Annotated in this window: 20 protein-coding genes and 1 pseudogene; 4 read left to right on the forward strand and 17 right to left on the reverse strand. The window is 37.7% G+C overall.

From position 1 onward, the window contains the following. Positions 1-63 precede the first annotated feature (63 nt). The 12 genes and pseudogenes from CFK40_RS15630 to CFK40_RS15685 form a co-directional block, all read right to left on the reverse strand. Positions 64-918, reverse strand: coding sequence for an ABC transporter ATP-binding protein (locus CFK40_RS15630; protein WP_089533346.1), 855 nt, complete (start codon positions 916-918; stop codon positions 64-66). After that, on the reverse strand, positions 918-1,949 hold the full coding sequence (locus CFK40_RS15635; protein ID WP_089533347.1) for a FecCD family ABC transporter permease: 1,032 nt from the start codon (positions 1,947-1,949) through the stop codon (positions 918-920). The genes CFK40_RS15630 and CFK40_RS15635 overlap by 1 nt, the downstream gene beginning before the upstream one ends. Continuing rightward, the gene (locus CFK40_RS15640) at positions 1,946-2,986 is read right to left on the reverse strand and encodes a FecCD family ABC transporter permease (RefSeq protein ID WP_089533348.1); all 1,041 of its coding nucleotides are present in this window, start codon (positions 2,984-2,986) and stop codon (positions 1,946-1,948) included. The genes CFK40_RS15635 and CFK40_RS15640 overlap by 4 nt, the downstream gene beginning before the upstream one ends. Continuing rightward, the gene (locus CFK40_RS15645) at positions 2,979-4,064 is read right to left on the reverse strand and encodes an iron-siderophore ABC transporter substrate-binding protein (protein WP_193433334.1); all 1,086 of its coding nucleotides are present in this window, start codon (positions 4,062-4,064) and stop codon (positions 2,979-2,981) included. Before CFK40_RS15645 ends, CFK40_RS15640 begins: the two co-directional genes overlap by 8 nt. 273 nt (positions 4,065-4,337) lie before the next feature. Continuing rightward, positions 4,338-5,381, reverse strand: coding sequence for an NAD(P)/FAD-dependent oxidoreductase (locus CFK40_RS15650; RefSeq protein ID WP_089533350.1), 1,044 nt, complete (start codon positions 5,379-5,381; stop codon positions 4,338-4,340). 452 nt (positions 5,382-5,833) lie between these two features. After that, positions 5,834-6,457, reverse strand: a complete 624-nt coding sequence (locus CFK40_RS15655) for a class II aldolase/adducin family protein (protein ID WP_227001946.1) — start codon at positions 6,455-6,457, stop codon at positions 5,834-5,836. A 205-nt stretch (positions 6,458-6,662) separates the two neighbouring features. Further along, on the reverse strand, positions 6,663-7,958 hold the full coding sequence (locus CFK40_RS15660) for an amidohydrolase (protein ID WP_089533352.1): 1,296 nt from the start codon (positions 7,956-7,958) through the stop codon (positions 6,663-6,665). A gap of 16 nt (positions 7,959-7,974) precedes the next feature. Beyond that, positions 7,975-8,712, reverse strand: a complete 738-nt coding sequence (locus tag CFK40_RS15665) for a GntR family transcriptional regulator (protein ID WP_089533353.1) — start codon at positions 8,710-8,712, stop codon at positions 7,975-7,977. A gap of 71 nt (positions 8,713-8,783) precedes the next feature. Continuing rightward, positions 8,784-9,833, reverse strand: coding sequence for a s-methyl-5-thioribose-1-phosphate isomerase (locus CFK40_RS15670; RefSeq protein ID WP_161493887.1), 1,050 nt, complete (start codon positions 9,831-9,833; stop codon positions 8,784-8,786). A gap of 34 nt (positions 9,834-9,867) precedes the next feature. Further along, the gene (locus CFK40_RS15675) at positions 9,868-11,094 is read right to left on the reverse strand and encodes a NupC/NupG family nucleoside CNT transporter (protein WP_089533355.1); all 1,227 of its coding nucleotides are present in this window, start codon (positions 11,092-11,094) and stop codon (positions 9,868-9,870) included. Positions 11,095-11,163: 69 nt separating this feature from the next. Beyond that, positions 11,164-11,901: a nucleoside phosphorylase gene (locus CFK40_RS15680; protein ID WP_405196556.1), complete on the reverse strand. Its 738-nt coding sequence runs from the start codon at positions 11,899-11,901 to the stop codon at positions 11,164-11,166. Positions 11,902-12,063: 162 nt separating this feature from the next. After that, positions 12,064-12,408: pseudogene (locus tag CFK40_RS15685) on the reverse strand (YeeE/YedE thiosulfate transporter family protein); the annotation flags it as partial. Here CFK40_RS15685 and CFK40_RS15690 point away from each other — a divergent pair. Then, positions 12,354-12,605 carry a hypothetical protein gene (locus tag CFK40_RS15690; RefSeq protein ID WP_089533357.1) on the forward strand — a complete coding sequence of 84 codons (252 nt, stop codon included), beginning with the start codon at positions 12,354-12,356 and terminating at the stop codon, positions 12,603-12,605. The pseudogene CFK40_RS15685 and the gene CFK40_RS15690 overlap by 55 nt on opposite strands. A gap of 303 nt (positions 12,606-12,908) precedes the next feature. Further along, positions 12,909-13,187 carry a hypothetical protein gene (locus CFK40_RS15695; protein WP_089533358.1) on the forward strand — a complete coding sequence of 93 codons (279 nt, stop codon included), beginning with the start codon at positions 12,909-12,911 and terminating at the stop codon, positions 13,185-13,187. A gap of 211 nt (positions 13,188-13,398) precedes the next feature. On the opposite strand, the gene CFK40_RS15705 is transcribed toward CFK40_RS15695, so the two are convergent. Then, complete coding sequence (locus CFK40_RS15705) at positions 13,399-13,701, reverse strand: helix-turn-helix domain-containing protein (protein WP_161493888.1); 303 nt, start codon at positions 13,699-13,701, stop codon at positions 13,399-13,401. A 119-nt stretch (positions 13,702-13,820) separates the two neighbouring features. Then, positions 13,821-14,081, reverse strand: coding sequence for a hypothetical protein (locus CFK40_RS15710; RefSeq protein WP_089533360.1), 261 nt, complete (start codon positions 14,079-14,081; stop codon positions 13,821-13,823). Between the two features lie 323 nt (positions 14,082-14,404). Here CFK40_RS15710 and CFK40_RS15715 point away from each other — a divergent pair, with 323 nt between their 5' ends. Together CFK40_RS15715 and CFK40_RS15720 are read left to right on the forward strand one after the other, a co-directional pair. Beyond that, positions 14,405-14,911, forward strand: coding sequence for a helix-turn-helix domain-containing protein (locus tag CFK40_RS15715; protein ID WP_089533361.1), 507 nt, complete (start codon positions 14,405-14,407; stop codon positions 14,909-14,911). Further along, positions 14,895-15,296, forward strand: coding sequence for a hypothetical protein (locus tag CFK40_RS15720; RefSeq protein WP_089533362.1), 402 nt, complete (start codon positions 14,895-14,897; stop codon positions 15,294-15,296). Before CFK40_RS15715 ends, CFK40_RS15720 begins: the two co-directional genes overlap by 17 nt. A gap of 287 nt (positions 15,297-15,583) precedes the next feature. Here CFK40_RS15720 and solA (CFK40_RS15725) read toward each other — a convergent pair whose 3' ends face one another. The 3 genes from solA (CFK40_RS15725) to nhaC form a co-directional block, all read right to left on the reverse strand. Then, a complete protein-coding gene (gene solA / locus CFK40_RS15725; RefSeq protein ID WP_089533363.1) occupies positions 15,584-16,765 on the reverse strand; it encodes an N-methyl-L-tryptophan oxidase in 1,182 nt (393 codons plus the stop codon). A gap of 275 nt (positions 16,766-17,040) precedes the next feature. Then, complete coding sequence (gene solA / locus CFK40_RS15730) at positions 17,041-18,192, reverse strand: N-methyl-L-tryptophan oxidase (RefSeq protein WP_227001796.1); 1,152 nt, start codon at positions 18,190-18,192, stop codon at positions 17,041-17,043. A gap of 48 nt (positions 18,193-18,240) precedes the next feature. Beyond that, entirely contained in the window at positions 18,241-19,701 is a 1,461-nt protein-coding gene (nhaC, locus tag CFK40_RS15735; protein ID WP_089533365.1) for a Na+/H+ antiporter NhaC, read from the reverse strand. Positions 19,702-20,232: the final 531 nt, after the last annotated feature.

Below are 20,232 nucleotides of genomic sequence, written 5' to 3' on the forward strand. Positions count from 1 at the left end.
TTTTTGTATGATTAAAAGTAGCCTTACTATCCAAGCTTTCTAGCATGAATCTGGAAAAAAGCATTATCGAGTAAAAGCAGATACCGGAAGATTGTCACGATTTAAGGATTCCACGCCACCATTAACATGATGTCTTCCTATTGGTACCACAAAAGGAGAGCCTGAAATGGGATCTTTTATCACAGTGGATCGAAGTCCAAAAATACCTTTAATCAATGTACTTGTAATAACCGATGATGGATCGCCCTCTGCCACAAGCTTTCCTTGATGAAGAGCAAAAATATTGTCTGCATATCTCGCGGACAAATTGATATCATGAAGCACCATTACAATCGTTGTTCCGTATTTTCGGTTAAGGTCTGTGAGTAGGTCCAGAATTTCGACTTGATAGGTGATATCCAAAAAGGTTGTTGGTTCGTCGAGAAATAAAATATCGGTTTGTTGAGCCAGAGCCATAGCAATCCAAACACGCTGCCTCTGACCACCTGAAAGCTCGTCAATGTGATGATTGGCAAGCTCAGTAATATTCATAATTTCCATAGCTTCAGCAACAGCTTCATAATCCTTTTTTGTCCATCCGCTAAATAGCGATTGGTGTGGAAATCTTCCTCTTCCAACTAAGTCAGCGACAGATATTCCTTCCGGGACAATAGGAGATTGTGGAAGAAGTCCTAAAGTGCGAGCCAATTGTTTTGAAGGAATTTTGCTAAGCGGCTTATCATCAAGGGTGATTTTTCCAGATATAGGTTTGATAAGCCTTGCCAGTGTTTTAAGAAGCGTAGACTTTCCGCAGGCGTTTGCCCCAATAATAACGCTTATTTTATTACTGGGGATACTAAGGCTTATTCCTTGGATAACCGCTTTATTATCATAGCCTGCTACCGTTTGTTCGGCTTGAAAAACATGTGTCGGTTTCATTATAAATCTCCCTTTCGATTCATTCGAATTAGCAAGTAGATCAGATATGGTGCTCCAAGTATGCCAGTTACGATGCCAACAGGATATCTAACCTCAAAAGCAAATTGACCGATTAGATCTGACATCAAAACCAAATTCACGCCAACAAGACCCGCTGGAATTACGCTTGAAAGGCCAACTCCGACTAGTCTTTTCGCGATTGGTCCTGAAAGAAAAGCAACAAAGGCGATTGGACCCGTAGTAGCTGTAGCCAGAGCAATCATGCAGACGGAACTTAAAATAAGTGCAATTCTTGTCTTGCCCGTGTTGATCCCGAGAGAAGTGGCCGAATGTTCTCCTAGCTCCAATATACCTAGATGTTTTCTTAGCACTATAACGATAGGAGCAAAGATCAAAACCGTTATAACAAGAGGCGGAAGCTCGTGCATTTGAGAGCCATTGAGACTGCCACTGAGCCATCTGATTGCTGCTGGGAGATCTTGTTGTGCACCAACCAGTAGAAGGTACGATACCACGGCGTTAAGCATGGCCTGTATACCTATTCCAATAAGGATTATACGACCGACTGAAAAGGAACTCCCTCTGGATAATATATAAATTAATGTGACTGTAGCAAGGCCAGCAATCACCGAAGCAATGGAAATAACTGCATTGCTTGTATGTAGGACGATTATGCAAAAAACAGCCGCTACGCTCGAGCCGGAGGTAATACCGATTATATCCGGGCTAGCAAGGGGGTTACGCAACATTGTCTGGAAGGTGTTTCCAGCAAGACCGAAAGCAAATCCCGCAAAAAGACCTGCCAGCATTCTTGGTAGTCGAATGGTATTAACCGCAAAAGACACACCTTCGACCTGCTCTCCCAAAAGCACTCGAATTACATCTTCAACAGAATAAATCGTGTTCCCCATTAAAAGCATTGCACTGCACAAAATGATTGAAAGTGTCGCAAGTAAGCTGGTTACAAGTATCCATCGGCGGTGTCTTTGACGTCTGCCTGCCATAATAAATTCAACAGATTTATTTTTCATAATGAACGCACTTTCATTCTCATAGCCAGTATTATTAGTAACGGAGCTCCTATAAATGCTGTGACTACACCGACTTCAAGTTCACCAGGGTTGCCTATGAGCCTTCCAATTACATCTGACACAGTTAAAATAATTGCTCCTGAAATTGCTGATAAGGGTATAACAAAACGCAGGTCGGGGCCAAGCATAAGCCGTATCGTATGAGCTGATAAAAGCCCGATAAAACCTATAGGTCCAGCCAGGGCAGTAGCTGCGCCGCACAAAAGAACAGCCGCAAAAGCCGCAACAAGTCTCAGTACTCCTGTTCGAACGCCCAGTCCACTCGCCATTTCGTCTCCCAGTGCCAGCGCATTTAGCGCAGGAGCAGAAATAATAGCAATCAGTATTCCAATTGTCAGAAATGGGGCGAAAGTAGCAATAGAGTTCCAGGTTGCTGAGCCAACGCTTCCCACTTGCCAAAACCTAAATTGATCCATGACATAAGTGCGAGAAATCATTATGGCCGTAATCAGAGAAGAAAGGGCCGCGCTTGTGGCGGCTCCCGCCAGAATAAGTTTAAGGGGCGTGGCGCCACCACGCCCCATAGATCCGATTCCGAATACGAAAACTGCAGTAATCGCAGCCCCAGCTAAAGCTAGCCATATATATTGATTTGCAGTACTTATGTTCAAGAACGCAATTCCACATACAACGAACAAGGATGCGCCTGTGTTCACTCCCAGTATACTTGGATCTGCAATCGGGTTGCGAGTGACCGCTTGCATAAGTGCTCCGGAAACGCCAAGTGCAGCACCGCAAAATAAACCGAATATGGTTCGGGAAATTCTCTTGCGAACCACGTTTGCCCCGAAGGAATCTACACCTGGGTGAAATAAGCCATCTATCAGTTCATTAAGTCTCACCGGTCGAGAGCCAAAGACCAAGGATACGAAAACACATATGACCAGTAAGACCAAACAAACCACCAGTACCGCCGTTATATTTCTCGGTTTATGTAAGTTTAACTGGTTGTTTTTTGAATCTAGTGAACTATTCATCTAACTTTTCAATAGCTCCTCCAATTAACTCCAGGTACTCATCAATGGTATAAGCTATAGAGAGCGGATTAGGGTTTCCAGCTGCCGCCAAAGGTGTACCGTTACCAATAAACACAACAGAGCCTCGTTGGATTGCTGGAATTTTGCCAAGCAGGGGATCTGCTTTAACTGCCTCATATAAACTTTCATCACCATACCCAATTAGTATATCAGCATCGTTAAGTATGTCAGCATTCTCAGCACTTAATGTCATTGAATAGCTAGTGGAATCCGTAATCTCTTTCGTAACACTTTCAGGATACTCCATTCCTAGCTCCATCAGAAATGCACCGCGAGGGTCTACAGGAGTATAAACATGTATTTCAGACATATCTTTAGCTGAGAAGTTGGCCCAAACAACCTTTTTTCCCTGCATCTCAGGATATTCACTTGCTTTTTCCTTAATCAGATTCTCGGTATCCTTAATTAGTTGTTCTCCCTCAGCCTTCATGCCCATACCTGTTGCATTTAAAATAACTTGCTCACGCCATGTGGTTATCCAAGGACTGGTCTGATAGGCCACAACAGGAGCGATTTCACTAAGAATATCATAGTCTTCTTGTGTGATACCGGAGTAAGCTGCAAGAATTACATCTGGGTTTGTATCTGAAATCGCCTCAAAATCAAGGCCGTCTGTATCTTGAAAAATATTTGGATCGTCTACGCCAAGTTCCTTGAGCTTTTCAGCTGTCCAAGGCAACATTCCGCTGTCATCCTGAACGCCGTAATTCGCTGCCGAGAAGCCCACAGGCACAACTCCGAGAGCGAGAGCAACATCGTGATTTGCCCATTGAATGGTGGCAACTCGTTCAGGTTTGCTTTCAATTACTGATTCGCCAAAAGCATGCTCGATTACAATCGGATATTTGGAGCTCTTTTCTTTGGAAGAAGATGATCCTGTATCAGTCTTTTCCGTATTTGATGATGCCTTCTCATCCGCAGTTGAATTGGATTCCTGAGCCGAGCAACCAAATAATAATATTATGCTCATAGACAAAATAAATAAAGCCGTTAATGAAATTCTTCGTTTTGCATTCATTTGCATTTCCATCCTTTTTATAAATAGTAATTTTTGTATTGCTGACTAACTGCCTTTGATGATATTCAGCTTCCCGGTGAATATGTTGAGTTGTTTCACAGGATCTATTACCATCTTCTTTTTAAATGATAACGATTATCATTCTTAATAATAGATCCACATTCCCAGGTTGTCAATGAAATTTAATGGAGTTAATTGTGATGTACGGTTTTTTATTATTTTACCTGTACAAATAATTCTCAGGTATTTCAGTGGACTGATGGTTTTATACCATTAATTTTCTAACTGCAATTCTTTGTTCCTCTGCTTAAAAATTTCATTATGGGAGGATACCATACCTATCTGATTAGCATCTGGTTGAACAAATTGTTTTGCTTTGTTTACAGCGTTAACAGCATCTTGAAATGCTCCAGCTATTAGGTGGACTTTACCATCGTACATAAGGATATCACCAGCTGCATACAAGCCATCCACAGAGGATTGACTTTTTGAATCACCTTCAATATAGTAATCATTTACTCTTTTAATGTCTAAGCTACACTCATTTAATAATTCAGCATCACGTTCATAACCATGGTTGATTATTACCTCATCGATGTTCAGATTAGTCACTTCATCAGTATGGTGGTTCGTTAATTCTACACTTTGGATCGATTCCTGGTTATCACAACCATTCAATTCGGTTATGGAAGTATTATAAAAGCACTTGGCCGAACTACTATTAAGTAGTGAAACCTGGGCTTCATGACCATTCAAAGAATCCTTTCTATGGGTAAGATACACTTGTTTGGCAAAGGGTAATAATTCAATAGCCCAATCAACTGCTGAATTACCACCACCTGAAATAATGACAGTTTTATCTTTGAATTTTTTCAAGGATTTGACTATGTAATGTAAATTGGAAGCCTCAAATCGATCCGCACCTTCAATATCAAGCTTCTGTGGCTTCAAAATCCCCGCACCGATGGCTACGATAACTGTTTTCGAGAAATGTATCTGCCCAGATTCACAATGCAGCATAAAGATTTTATCTTCATTTTGCTCAATTTTCACTACTTTTTCATTCAATATTACGGTCGGATCGAATGTTGATCCTTGAGTGACTAATTGCTCAATGAGTTTTTCACCTGTAATAGGAGTTAGTCCGCCGATATCCCAAATCATTTTTTGTGGGTAGACATGTATTTTCCCTCCTAATTTTGGCTGAAATTCAATCAGTTTCGTTTTCATAGATCTTAGCCCGCTATAAAACGTAGAGTATAATCCCGCGGGACCGCTTCCTATAATGGTGAGGTCATACAATTCCTGTGTATTCATTTATATACCCCTTTCCTTTTAGATATTTATTCTTTCTGAAACTTCACTAATGCAATTAATCTTTTTTGTAAAACAGGGTTACCAAACACATAATAAGTAATTACGTTTAGATTTTAATCTGCCCACGGTAATTGATAATGATTTTCAATATCAAAAGTATCTTATCATAGATAGGAGATGAAAACAATTAAGAAAAGTGAATTATTTTAAAGCCCCCTACAGATAATTCAGAGAAAGCGATGTTATGTTTAATGTGGTTTAAAAGAATATGAAGGACAGAAAACTAGAACCTTACCCCACGCCACAGAAAGCATAGTATCAACATACTCAATATAATAAGTAAAAGACAAAGGCTTTCCTCTCTAACGAAGAAAAGGAATCAGAGGGTTTCCCTGATTCCTTTCATTCTGAAGTTTTGTTTTCAACTTTAACAATTTATTTACAGGTGAAGATTATCCACTCACGTAAGACTTAAAACCTTCCAAAGCATCATCTAAATCTTCATTTGACAAAGGTTTCACATTATTTAATGTATAGCTTCCATAAGCAAAATGTGCCACTTCTTCAATAACTTCTGATCGGCGATATGCGTCTTGTAAAGTTGCACCGACCGCTACTACTCCGTGATTAGCCAATAACACTCCGTTATTTTCCCCTAAGGTTTCAACAACATTTTTTGCTAACTTTTCAGAGCCATATCTGGCATATGGTGCAACCGATACTCCACGCCCAATATCTGCAATAGTATAATGAACTGGAGGAATTGGCAGGTTTGCACATGCAAAAATTGTTGCAAAAGTAGAATGAGTATGGACGATTGCCCCAATATTTTGGTCCTGTAAGTAAATAAAACGGTGCATTTGTGTTTCTGATGAAGGGTTCCGGTGTCCAGCAGTAATTTCCCCAGATTTTAAATCCACTTCTAAAACATCACTTTCTTCCATTTCATTATATGGAAGTGCTGATGGGGTTATATATATTACATCTTCCTTCTTAAGACTGACATTACCTGATGTTCCGGTTGTTAGGCCATTATCAAAACACATTTTTGCATATTTTACTACTTCTTTTTTCATGTTCACCTTGTTGTCAACTCCTTTTTATTAGAAAACTTGGCTTATCGCCAAGCCTTAATGGCGAAAGCCTTAGTTGCACTTATGCAGTAAGAAAGGATTTATACTTTCTTAACTTCTTAAAAAACCAAATAGCTTCTAAAATAAATTTAATGCAAAATAATAAAGTAGTTATAATGAAAGATATTGACAAGGAACGATCTTCCTCTTAAAGTAAATTGTTTTTTATTTTTTCAATATGCCATGTAACTTCTTCTTCATCGATGGTTGTAAGCTTTCCGTTATTCATTAAAACGCTGCCATCAACAATGGTGTATGCCACATCACTCGCTTTTGCAGAATAAATCAAATGTGATACGACATCATTTACAGGTGAAAGATGTGCTTTTCGAAAATCAATGAGGGTAATATCCGCTTTTTTGCCAGCTTCAATGGTTCCGACTTGATCAACAATATTTAATGCGGCAGCACCCCGTGAAGTGCCCATTTTCAAGGTTTCGTAAGCTGGTAAAGCCATAGGATCTTCTAAGCTAACTTTCTGCATGAGACTTGCAAAACGCATTTCTTCAAACATATCAAGTGTGTTGTTACTTGCGGCACCATCTGTTCCAATTCCAATGGTGACTCCTTTGTCTAACATTTGAGCAATCGGAGCAACCCCACTGGCCAGTTTCATATTACTTTTCGGATTATGGATTAATCCAACTTGCCTTCTTTTTAAAATATCTATTTCTTCATCTGTAAGATATACACCATGAGCGGCAACGACGTGCCTTGTAAATAGACCGATTTTTTCCATTAAAGCAATCGGTGTATCTCCGTGTCTTTCACTGATAATGTTTATTTCTTCTCTTGTTTCAGCTAAATGAGTATGAATGGAACAGTCCAGTATATGCGCCTGTTCAACCATTTTTTCAATTAGTGAAGGAGAACATGTATAGGGAGCATGGGGTGACAATAACGCATGGATACGTTGATTGGCTGATTTGTCCCAATTTCTCACAAACTCAACAGTTTCAGTTAATAATTCTTCACCGCCTGAATCCCCTTCGATTATGCCTTGTGAAAGCAATGCCCTCATGCCAGACTTTTCGACTCCAATAGCGATACGATCCATCCCATAATACATATCACAAAACGTAGTAGTACCTGATTTAATCATTTCAACCATGCTGAGCATAGAGCTCCAATATATATCTTCCTCTGTCATTCGGTCCTCGACCGCCCACATTTTCTTAAGCCAATCCATTAATGGGAAATCATCTGCATAACCACGCAAAATACTCATCGGTGTATGAGTGTGACCATTAATTAGACCAGGAATTGCCACCATTCCTTCTCCATCGATGATTTTTGCCTGCTCCTTAAGATGAGGTGGATGTGGTGTATGTCCCACATCCTTTATGACATCAGACTCTATAAATATATAACCATTCTGTATAAACGATTCTTCAGCCGTCATAGGTACGATGGTAACATTTGTAATTAATAAGTTTTTCATCATCCGTACAGCACCTTTCCTATCTTCTCCTAATCAGATGGAAGTTTAATACATCATTGCGAATATAGCTTTTTCCATAATAAACGGGTGTGTTTCCTTTTGTATAATAAACCTGTTCTAAGACTTGTACCGCTTCCCCAACAGGAACATGTAATTTATCGGCTAATTCAGCTGTTGCGTTTTCAGCATAAATATTACAATGAGAATGTGTTAAAAATGTATTTTTGTCATTTTCCAAATGGGCAAAGAGCGATTCCTCAGGATCATTAAGAACAAAATCATTATCAATCATTTTGGGAGAAGAAATTGCAATATCAAATGCGAATGGCTTATCATCTGCAGTACGTACCCTTTCAAGATGAATTACGCTTTCGCCTTCTTTAAGTTGTAAATGATCAGCGATGGCAGAATTCGCTTTTTCTTCTTTCACAGTTATTTTAACTGTTCCAGGTTGTAATTCTTTCGTTTTTACGAATTCCGTTATACTTTCCAGCTTTTCAAGACCAGCCGTCAGCTTAGGTACATTTGAAATTACAAATGTCCCAACACCATGTCTACGATTGACATAACCATCCATTTCAAGTCGTTGAAGAGCCTCTCTCAAAGCGGTTCGACTTACATTTAAAAATTTAGCTAATTCCTTTTCCCCGGGTAGCTTAACTCCCACTTCAAATTTTCCATTTTTAATGAGCTCGAGTAATTTTTTATAAATAATCTCTGGAAGAGAAGGGTTTTTTTCAACTTGTATATGACGCATATAGAGTTTTCCTCCTTGAGCTTGCTTTACTCTATAGTACTACCTAAAACCGTCACAATTCTAGCTTTTTCTTATTTTAGATGTTGACTAATGTCTCTAGCCGCAAAAACACCTTTATCTGTAACAATTGCATCGACAAAGTTTGGTGTCACAATATCAAATGAAGGATACAGTCCATTAATTCCTTCTACAGCTGTTCGAACTCCTCTAGCATAAAATACTTCTTCCGCATTACGATATTCAATTTCAATTTGATCAGTATTTGGAGAATTTTCATCTGGACCTTCATAGCCTAATACATAAAAAGGAATGTTGTGATACTGTGCGACAACAGCATACTGGTAAGTACCTATTTTATTACATACATGACCATCCAATGTAATCTTATCTGCGGCAGTCACTAACTTTGTAACCATTCCTTGTTCCATAAGGAAGCCTGGCATATTGTCCGTCACAAGCGTTACTTTCGTTCCAGTTTCCTTGATGGAGTGAGCTGTTAATCTGGCACCTTGAAAGTAAGGACGAGTTTCGGTACAGTACATTTCGATTTCTTTATTTTGACGTTTGGCTTCAAGCAGCATGTGAATAAGAGCTGAATCGGCAAAGCAGTGAGTCAATACTTTATCACCGTCTTCCAACAGGTTAGCTGTGTTTTTACCACATGCAATCGCAATATTATCAGCATCTTCCACCTCTTGATTCATAAGGGAAGTGAGATTTCTAGCAAGCTCGGCACCTTTTTTCTCATTTGCAATGCCAGTGTTTACTTCGGTCATACACTTGTCAAGAATTACTTTTAGGCGCTGACCCGTAGGACGTGTGCTCATAAGCCGATCATAAACCTCTTGGGCATAAGTTTTCAGTGCATCTCCTGATAGTTCAGGCTTTTGTTCGAAAGCAAGACCAAATCCATAGCCTGCAGCGATGGCGATAACTATCGCCCCTTGAATAGTCATCTCCTCAATGGCCACGGCCACCTCATAATGGCTACTACATGTGACATATTTTGTTTCTTCGGGGTAGAGGCGACGGTTTAATAGAACGACCTTATGATCCTCGTATTTTACAGTATTATTTAAATACGCCAATAATGGCTCATTTTTTTGATTTATTGAAGTCATGAATATTACTCCTCTCATCCGTTTAATCTTATTGCTATATGAAAAACATTCCAGCTATAGCCGCGCTAAGCATCGATGCTAAAGCTCCTGCAAAGACACTTTTTAACGACAATTTCATAAATAGCTTTTGTCTCTCTGGATTTAAGCTGCTAAGTGTACTCGCCAGTGTTGCCATAGATGTAAAATTTGCAAAGCCACATAGAGCAAATGTGATGACCATAACAGATTTCTCACTGAATTGTGTAATTCCGTCCATAAAGTTTATATATGCAACAAATTCGGTTAAAACAAGCTTTTCGCCGATTAATGAACCGGCCATTATAGCTTCATCCCATGGAATTCCAATTGCGAATGCCAATGGGGCAATAACATAACCTAGCATTTGCTGAAGGCTTGTTTCAACGCCAAACCATCCCCCTATATAGCCGATAAAACCGTTTACCATATAAATCAAGGCTACAAATGCAATTAAGGTTGCTCCTACAATCAGCGCAATTTGTAAACCATTACGAGCACCGTTTGCTGCAGCATCAATAATGTTAGTTGATTCATTTTCTTTAGCAATTTGAATATTTTTTTCTTCTTGAACATCTTCTGTTTCCGGATAGAATAACTTCGCAATAATTAATCCGGAAGGTGCTGCCATAAAACTCGCTGCAAGTAAATACTCCAATTCAACCCCTAATAGGGCATAAGATGCAAGCATGGTTCCAGCAACGGATGCCAATCCACATGTCATCACAGCAAAAATTTCGGAAACAGACATTCTTGGAAGATATGGTTTAACGACAAGTGGTGATTCTGTTTGTCCAAGAAAAATGTTTGCTGCTGCAACTATGGATTCACGTTTAGTGGTTGTAAACAATTTTGAAAATAATCCTCCTACGTACTTAAAAATGAAGGGCATAATGTTTAAGTAATAAGCAATTGCAATCAATGATGCAAAGAAAATAATCATTGGTAATACATTAAATGCAACTACAAAGGAAATTCCAGACTCTTCAGTATAAAGGCCACCAAAGACGAAATTAATCCCTTCATTTGCATAACTGATAATGACGTTTACAAAGTCTGTTACTCCTTTTAAAATGATGGAGCCTATTTTGGTAGACAACACAAACCAAGCAAAGATAACTTCAAAAGCAAGTGCGCTTAAGACTAATCTTGGACTTACTTTTTTTCTATTATTTGAAAATAAATATGAAATCCCACAAATTACAAAAACTCCGAAGAGACCCCATATTACATTAAGAAAGCTCATACATGTCCCCCCAAAAAAAATATTAGTTAGAATTATCAACCACACTTTAAAACTAAACGAAATGGAACATTATATAGTTACAGAAACAAGTGCATCAAGTCCAATATTTATTTCATCTTCAACAGCTTGTGCTACAAAATCTTTATGTGGATCATAGTAATCCATATCAGCATAAGCAAATCCATCTAAGGCTACAATTCCCCCAGCAAAGACTCCACGTAATTGAGCGATGGTATATAATGCCGCGATTTCCATTTCGGCGCCTAATGCCCCTGAATCCTTATATAACTTATGAGGAAACTCTAGAGGACCTGCATAAAATGCATCAAGGGTTACAATCATTCCTGTACTATAGGTAACGTCTTTTTTCTCCGCAGCCTGATTGAGGGCATGTACAACTCTATAATCCCCCACGGCAGGAACGCCATCCGGGACAAGTTGCTTTGTTAATCCATCAGCACGTACCGCAGAACTAGCAATAATGAGACTTCCCGGTGGCAAATCCTTCGTATAAGATCCTGCTGTGCCGACACGAATAATGACTTTGGCACCTGCTTTAATTAGTTCTTCAAAGCATACCGCAGCGCCCGGGGCACCAACACCGTGACTTGAAATGGTAACTTGTTTTCCTTTATATGTACCATTGAAGGTACGATATTCCCTTGAATAAGCAATCTCTTTCGAATTATCTAGCTTCTTTGCAATCGTTTCTGCACGAAAAGGATCGCCACAAACAATTACAAGTGGTGAAATTCCATTTACTGGTATCCTTGTTGTTGGCATTAATTCAATATTTTCACTCATCATATCACCCCATCTAATAGTTTTTAAGAAAGAGGTACGACCTCTCGACAACTTAAATACTATAATGAAAAGAAAGCGCCGTCAACGGTTTTTTAATAATTTAAAATAGAAGAACAAAAAAATCACCATGCGAACCCTCACAAGGTGATTTTTTTCATTACTTAACGAATCCTTCGATTTTGGAACAGACAACCCAAACATTGGTGAGATAGAGTGCTAAGAATGTACCTGCTAATGCTAAGATCCCCCAAATGTATCCATGGAGACTGAACGAGGCAATGCCTCTGAAGTATGCACCGATATTACAACCGAATGCATGACGAACACCATAGCCCATTAATAGGCCTCCAATAATAAAAGCTGCTACATTTTTTAAGTTTATTTTAGTAAATTTAAACAGTCCACCCGCTGATAAGCAAGGAATGCTCCTAAAATAACTCCTAAGTTTAATAAAGTTGTTGAATCCGCAAAAATGGTTGACTGCAGTACTTCTGCATTTGCAGCTTGCCATTTTACTAGCTGAAATTAGTTCGATCCATGATAGTGAACAGATAGAGCTAATTAAATCACAATATAAACTTGGAATGGCGCAAATCGGATTAGCAACCACCCAGCAATATCTTGGGATAGAAAAAGAAGCAGATATAGACATATCGAAAGAGGTTTATACTATTACCAAAATAATTTCACCAATTCCCCTACCATGATTACGAGTATTGGTGAACTTAATTTAGATAAATACACGCCAAAAACGTGAGGGCTAATGCTCTGTTATTACCTAGTGAATGGTTTCATCAAGAAACCTATTATTCCTAATAGAACCATGAATACAACCCCTATAATGTGTTTTAGCCCACTGTTTAACGGTGTGAATTGCTACTATTAACCAATCCCATTAGCCACAAAGCAATTGTTGTAAACTTAGGTACGAATAAGGATACAATTGAATACACTATCATGATATTTTAAATGATGTAACATTGAAATTTTGTTAAGAAAAGAGGGGTTCTGTGCCTAAAAAACCTGACAATTATGTAGAGAATGATTACAGCAATTACCCCGACAATCTGCAATATATCGGACTAATTTTAAATACAATTGCTAGCCTTATAACAACTTATGGTGTGACACTGGAGAGGGAGCAAGCGAAACAGGAAAAAGCAAATCAACAATTAGAGAATGGCCGGGGACAAGAATTGCAAAAACAAATGATGAGAATGATTCGAGAAACAGAACAAATGAAAATGAAAATGGAACATATGCAGCAGCAAATAAATCGACTACAGTAATAGGTGTGAAGAAAAAAAGGACCAGGGGTATTATTCATTGAAATATGTTGCGGAATCTTTTGATGTGAACAAGCAAACATTTTAAAACACTACTATGTTAATAGCTTAGTAGTGACGAGCTGCTTTAAGAATTTTTCGATTGACACCATCGACCCGCAAGGCGCCACAAAGTACAGTTGTGTCAATGAACACCTTCTGCGGACTCGAGGTGTCATAAATCAAATTCATCAACTTCCCCAGCTTCCTGATTTTTTTCATTAATTCTCCTTAATACGGATTCTGCTTTTTCATCTTGTTCAGTTGTGGTAATAAAGGCATCTTTGGGAATCCTCCAATGACCACCATCCGTTTTATAGGCACCTTCAAATTTGCCTTTATCACACAGTCTTCGAATAGTTTGACCACTTAATCTTAATTTTTTGGCGACTTCACTAGATGTTAAGTAGTTAGTTTCTATTTGTGCAGTTGGAGTTGGCGATACGGTCGCTGTTTTCGTTGAAGCTAAACGATACATCCTAGGTTGCTCCTTTATCCGCGTATGTCTTTCTGATAACAAAGAGGCTAACAATTTTTTTCGAATGGTACGACAATCATCATCTTCTACCATGAAACTGAAGTACTCAATGTAATCTACTAATAATTCATACCTTTTGTCTTCTTGATGAAAAAAGGCGCTAGCATACTTTTTTCTATCCTTTGAAGTTCAACAAGATCATCTGTACTTGGTAATGTTAAACACAACTTGGATATTATAGGGGGAAGTATATTTAATTGTTGGAGTGATCGCTCGATAGCCACTTTCAAGACCGACTTTGCTTGATCTACATCAATCTTGGCTAACGTGTGGATACTTTCCCATATTATATCCTGTTCATGGTCCATGATGTGCGTCATCGCGTCTCACCTCCTACACATATTATACCCATCCCTATATAATCAACAAACGCAACAAAATTAACAGAACGGGACAAGTTGACAGGTTCATTGTCCTATAAAACACTTTAAAAAGTGGCAAAAGTTTAGTTTATGAAATTTTGATGTATGATTTATAACACTATGTTATATGGTTTTTCAAAATTTGTGGGAAGTGAAGCCTATCCACACGTACCATTTGACTTAAAATCCCCAAAAGCACACTTAGAGGGTTTCCTCAAATAATAAATATAAAAAGTTTAATAAGTTTAATAATCTGTTATACTAAGAATGAGGTGATGGAAATGATGAATCCGAATAAGGAAGCACATGACATTATTATTAAATTGGCTCAAAAAGCTAAAAATGACATTAATTTAAATGATCCTAGTATACAAAAACTAATCTATGAATTAAATGCTGTAGCTCGATTTGCTGATTTCAATGCTCCTGATGAAAAAAGGAATCAGGATTATTATTCAGTGAGAGACGTTGCAGAATTATTTGATGTTAATAAGCAAACAGTTTATAAGTGGATTGCAGAAGAAAAGATTGACTACAAAGAAGATAATAGTCCTGGCAAAACACAACGAAAAGGTTACCAAATCCCGAAAGATCAATTCCAAACAGAAAATGAAATAAATGAAGTAGATCCGACATTTAAACAAAGAAGAAAAGATGAAACTGAGGATATACCTAATACAGATTTCGATTCCAGTAGTGTCGTTTTGCCGAAAGATGCTAAACAGTCACTAACCTATAGCGACATTAAACGAGGGTTCAAAAGGCATAAAAGTGAATATGGGGAATGAATTTTGGCATGAAGAAATTATCAACTTCGATTTAACCATTATTGCTGCACAAATACAAGACTTCGATGTCTTTTATGATTCTTTCACTGATTCTATAAATAAAGCTAAACAAAAACCATTCCGACCAGGATGGGATTTGCGTTACGACCTGAAGGAATGGTTTGAATATAAATTTTTTTCAATGAAAGACCCATCCCTAAAAGATAAACCGGATATGAGATTCGTCTATTACTATGACAGAGACTATAAAAATATTTATATTTTAGCTGTTGGATGGAGAAACGCAAAAGAAACTAGAAGTTCAGACGAACAACAAAGCATATTTTACATAGCGTCGGAACGATTGAAAAACTATAATCCTGGCTGTTGGCGAAAAATTAGATAGGAAGTTTGTTTATCATAGGATTGTATTTCCGTCTGCTTTCCTTCAAACAACTCAACTTTCTTTTCTTCTCCACGACAAAAGCTTGAGTACAGGACTCAAGCTTTTGTCATTTCACTTATAATAATAAACATTTTCGATTTCCACCCAATCGGAGTTTTCTTCGACCCGCAATTTTCTGCAAAGCGATTTATGAACTCTTTAAACTCTGGAACTATGCTTTTCATTATATTTATTATCTCTATAGTATTTCTACTGCAATCCCAACTACCTAGACCTTTACTTATAAATCATACCGTTTTATATGAGTTATCGAAATTAATAACCTTATGGTCTTTTATGGGTTCCCTGGAAATGGAAAAATTGTCAGGTATATGATATTTCGACTCTCCATCAATTACTATTTGACTAAGTATCTCTCCAAGGATACTAGCATACTTAAATCCATGCCCAGAAAAGCCGCCGGCAATTAAAACATGGTTGTTTTCCGGGTGTCTGTCAATGATAAAATGTTTGTCTGGCGTTTTGGTAATCATACAAGCCCTTCCATAATTTAATTGACCTGAAAGACCTGGTAAGAACCTCTCCACAAATTTATTTAAATCCTGTTTATCGTTATCATATTTTCCAAAATCCTGTTCCAGCAAATCCGGAACAATATTTCTTTCTGAGTCGTTCCGTCCTATTTTAACACCATTGCCTGTAATATCCGGAAAACCATAATACTTGTGACCTTCATAGCAAAAATAAAAACTTGGAAGAAAAGGGTACTTATAAAGTAACTCGTCAGTACTATACCACCCCAAAGTTTTGCGGACTGTTTGTATTGGAAGTTTTAGTGATGATAGTAACTCACCAATCCAAGCACCGACAGTAATAATTACTTGCTCCGCATAAAAAGTTTCTTTAGCTGTCTTTATCCCAACTCCGTTTTCATGGAATTCCAACGAATTCACCTTTGTGTTCTCTAATATTTCCGTGTTATATTTTAATAACTGTTGTCGATAAGCTAAAATGCATTCTTCATTTAAAAGGGCGCCAGATGTATGTTCATAATAGCCCTTAAAATGATCAGGCAATTCAAAACCAGGCCACTGTTTTTTTATTTTTTCGGCAGTGAACTCTTCTAATTCCATGCCAAAAGTTTTGGCATTTTTTACTGTTTCTTGGATAAATTGAGCATCACTTTCACCGACCATTAAAGTTCCAGTAGGGATAAACAGCGTTTTCCCTGATTCTTTTTCTAACTGATGCCAGTTGGCTTGTGCTTTTAATGCTAAATCTACATATTCTTCACCTTCTCCGACTGCATGACGGATTAATCTTGTTTCTCCATGATGACTGCCCTTATCATGAGGGGGATTATGGGTGTCGATTAACAGAACATCAATTCCGGTCTTTGCTAAATAGTAGCCAGTTGCCATCCCAACTGAACCAGCTCCAACAATCACTACACTATATTTATTTTCCATTCTTATTACCACCCCTTTATTTAAGAAGAACAATTTATTAATTAGACTTTTTCTTAAAATTGTTTTGGATTAAAAATCCTTATATTAAACTTAGTCGAACAATTTAGCCCTCTACTTTATATTCCGCCTCAGATAGAGCGCCTTCATTTCCAACCAATGTCTCTATCAGTACATTACGACCGGTACGATAAACATTTTACTATGCTAATGTTCGGTTGATTCAGTAGATATTGACCTGACTAGACTTTATAGCCGTACATCTTTATATATTGATACTATTTTTGAATTGCCTTTCTGGCTAAAGAAAAAGCAGAAATATCATGGGTGGTACTTCCTTCAGTTATTAGCTGACTTAGTATTTCTCCTAAAACACTACTAATCTGAAAACCTTTTCCGGAATAGCCACCCGAAAAATAAACATGAGGAAATTCAGGATGTTGATCAACAATAAATTGTTTGTCGGGAGTATTTGTTATCAAACAGGCTTTCCCTTTTTTAAATTTTCCTGACGCTTTTGGTAAAAATCTATCTAAGAATTTTCTTAAATCTCCTTCGTCACTAGCGTATTTGCCAAAATTTTGTCTCATTAGATCCGGGTTGATGTTCCTTTCAGAATCTGTTCTACCAAGCTTAACTCCACTCCCATTTATATTTGGGAAACCGTAATAAAGTTGATTTTCAAAACTAAAATGAAAACATGGAAGTTGTGGATGTTGAAAAGCCAAATCATTGGTTTCAAACCAAGCAAAAGTTTTACGTACTGGTTGTAAAGGTAAACCTAATGAATAAAGAATTTTCCCCGTCCAAGCTCCTGCACAAATAAGCACTTTGTCAGCATGATATGAGTTTTCTTTGGTATTTACAGTGACCCCCTGGGTAAAAAAGTCAATAGATTTAACCTCGGTATTTGTTAGCAGCGTCGCCTTATTCTTTGACCTGAGCTCCCTATAAGCATATATACATTTTTCATTAAGAAGTGCGCCGGATGAAAATTCAAAACAACCCATAAAATGATCTGGAATTGAAAATCCTGGCCAATTCATATTAATTTCATTCGCATTTAATACCTCCAGCCGAGAATACATACTTCCTTCTTCAATATTTTTCTTCATATAAAACGAATCGGCTTCTCCTACTGATAATGTTCCAGTTGGAATAAATAATGTGTCTTCTAGTTCCCTTTCAAGATTAAGCCACAATTCTTGCGCCCTTTGGACGAGCGGAACAAAATGTTGTCCCCCTTTAGAAGAAACATGAGTAGCATGTCGAATCATTCGCGTTTCTCCATGATGACTCCCCTTCCCATGTGGAGGATCAAATGCATCGATTAGTAACGTATTTACACCTTTCTTCGACAAATAATACCCTGCCGCCATTCCAACAGACCCCGCCCCAACAACAATCACACTATAATTTCTGTTAACCATCTTACCATTCCTCTCATAACTCATTCGATTACATCACTTTTGGTTACTCTAGGATGTTTTATCCAATTCATATTGAGCTAATGCTTCTTCTTTCTCCTCTTTATTCAGTTTATAGATACCAATTCCCGTATAAGCCAGAATACCGGCTATCACAGGACAGCCATAGCATAGTACACACCATATCGCATAACCATTGCTTCCATAAATAGAAACACCTAATGTACTCACAAAAAAGACACCTGCTGAACTCCAAGGCACTAGAGGCCCAATCACTGTACCGGCATCCTCTAAACTCCTCGACAGTGTTTTAGCAGCAATTCCAGCTTTTAAAAATGATTTTTTGAACATTTCCGGTACCATGAGAAATCCAATGTAAGAAGTTCCAGAAAAACAAAATAATAAAAATTGTGAAAGCAGTGTTATCATCACGAGAGACCCGCGTTTTCTAACCCTATTAGTCAACGGGTATAAAGCCTTTTTAAAAAAGCCAGCCTCACTGATAATAGCCGTATACGCGTAACCACAATATATAATGATTATCACACCTAACATTGATACAAAGCCGCCACGATTGAGCAACGAGAGTGTGTCCGAAGATATTTGATCTGGACTTACACCTGGAACCATGCTGGCTTCAAAACCATTTAAAACCGCATTAACCCCATCTACCAAAGAAAAACCTTGATAAACTACACCAATGATTAATGCTATAAAGCAAGACAAAATCATAATTGGAACAGCAGGTTTTTTTAATACAGCCCCGGCTAGGATAATGACGAATGGAACCAGTAATAAAAGATTCCAGGAATAAATATTTCCCAAATCATTCACGAGGCTTAAATCATTAACAGCGACATCTTGGGTTGAAACATTTACACTCTTCCCAGCAATAAAAAAAACGACAAACGAAATAATTGTAGCGGGAAAAGTAGTCCATGTCATGGATTTAATATGTTCATAAATATTTACTCCACTAGTCAACGAAGCTAAATTCGTTGTTTCCGACAAAGGAGACATTTTGTCACCGAAAACCGCTCCGCAAATAATAGCTGCTGCCGTTATATCTAAAGGAGCACCTAATCCAGCAGCTATGCTTATCAGTGCTACGCCTGCTGTACCACCAGACCCCCAAGAACTCCCAGTTAAAGTTGAAAAAATCATACAAATGACAAAGGAAGCTACGAAAATGTATTCTGGTTCAATAATTTGCATTCCATAGAAAATCAACATTGGGATCGAACCGCTGAAAATAAATGTAGCTATAATCATCCCTATTATCCAAATAAGTAAAATAGCAGGAGTGGCTCTCATAAGACGCTCGCCTATGGCCATTTCTAATTCACTCCATGTGTAACCCAGTCTCCTGGCCAATAATCCTGCGCAAGCAGCTGATGCTATTAACATAATTGCAACATTAAGGTTAAAAATAAAAAAACCACCGAAAACAAAAATAACAATAAAAGAAAGCGCAAACATTGACTCCGTGAATGTTGGTTCTCTTTTCTGCATAAAAATCCTCCTTTAATATTTGATTCATTTAAAATGTATAAACCAAATTTTGACTAATACAGTAAAGGCACGACCTACAACTTTTTGATCTTAGATGGAAGATTTAATTATTTGGCCCATGAAGCTAACATCCAGCCATTATCATTTGTCGTTGGTTCAACTATCTTAAGTCTTTCTTCAAACTCTACTTAAAGATTTTTATTATTATATAAATCAGAACATAATTAGATTCTGATTATTTTTATATTTGGAAAAGGTGAAAAAAAGGACCACTCAGGTCTTTTTATATGCTACCTATGACAAGTTTTTGAACTAGAAAATATATAACTAAAAACTTTTAGGGAGGTCTAAGCTGATGGACTATTATACGCTCAGATTTGGAGACAAATATCTAGGGCTTGGTTTTATTAAGTTTAGGATTATAAACAACTCCACTTAAGGAAGGATTCACTAGAGTCGCATAAATATTAAAATAAAATGAGTCCATTGCCGGTAATCTAAAATTTGGTTCCAGGAATAAAGGAATTTTTT

The organism is Virgibacillus necropolis (assembly GCF_002224365.1).
GTDB lineage: Bacteria > Bacillota > Bacilli > Bacillales > Amphibacillaceae > Virgibacillus_F > Virgibacillus_F necropolis.

Bases quoted from the DNA above. Each gene is read 5' to 3' on its own strand.
- CFK40_RS15630 (WP_089533346.1), bottom strand. From the start codon at position 918: ATGAAACCGACACATGTTTTTCAAGCCGAACAAACGGTAGCAGGCTAT.
- CFK40_RS15635 (WP_089533347.1), bottom strand. From the start codon at position 1,949: ATGAAAAATAAATCTGTTGAATTTATTATGGCAGGCAGACGTCAAAGA.
- CFK40_RS15640 (WP_089533348.1), bottom strand. From the start codon at position 2,986: ATGAATAGTTCACTAGATTCAAAAAACAACCAGTTAAACTTACATAAA.
- CFK40_RS15645 (WP_193433334.1), bottom strand. From the start codon at position 4,064: ATGAATGCAAAACGAAGAATTTCATTAACGGCTTTATTTATTTTGTCT.
- CFK40_RS15650 (WP_089533350.1), bottom strand. From the start codon at position 5,381: ATGAATACACAGGAATTGTATGACCTCACCATTATAGGAAGCGGTCCC.
- CFK40_RS15655 (WP_227001946.1), bottom strand. From the start codon at position 6,457: ATGAAAAAAGAAGTAGTAAAATATGCAAAAATGTGTTTTGATAATGGC.
- CFK40_RS15660 (WP_089533352.1), bottom strand. From the start codon at position 7,958: ATGATGAAAAACTTATTAATTACAAATGTTACCATCGTACCTATGACG.
- CFK40_RS15665 (WP_089533353.1), bottom strand. From the start codon at position 8,712: ATGCGTCATATACAAGTTGAAAAAAACCCTTCTCTTCCAGAGATTATT.
- CFK40_RS15670 (WP_161493887.1), bottom strand. From the start codon at position 9,833: ATGACTTCAATAAATCAAAAAAATGAGCCATTATTGGCGTATTTAAAT.
- CFK40_RS15675 (WP_089533355.1), bottom strand. From the start codon at position 11,094: ATGAGCTTTCTTAATGTAATATGGGGTCTCTTCGGAGTTTTTGTAATT.
- CFK40_RS15680 (WP_405196556.1), bottom strand. From the start codon at position 11,901: ATGATGAGTGAAAATATTGAATTAATGCCAACAACAAGGATACCAGTA.
- CFK40_RS15705 (WP_161493888.1), bottom strand. From the start codon at position 13,701: ATGTATCGTTTAGCTTCAACGAAAACAGCGACCGTATCGCCAACTCCA.
- CFK40_RS15710 (WP_089533360.1), bottom strand. From the start codon at position 14,081: ATGACGCACATCATGGACCATGAACAGGATATAATATGGGAAAGTATC.
- CFK40_RS15715 (WP_089533361.1), top strand. From the start codon at position 14,405: ATGATGAATCCGAATAAGGAAGCACATGACATTATTATTAAATTGGCT.
- solA (WP_089533363.1), bottom strand. From the start codon at position 16,765: ATGGAAAATAAATATAGTGTAGTGATTGTTGGAGCTGGTTCAGTTGGG.
- solA (WP_227001796.1), bottom strand. From the start codon at position 18,192: ATGGTTAACAGAAATTATAGTGTGATTGTTGTTGGGGCGGGGTCTGTT.
- nhaC (WP_089533365.1), bottom strand. From the start codon at position 19,701: ATGCAGAAAAGAGAACCAACATTCACGGAGTCAATGTTTGCGCTTTCT.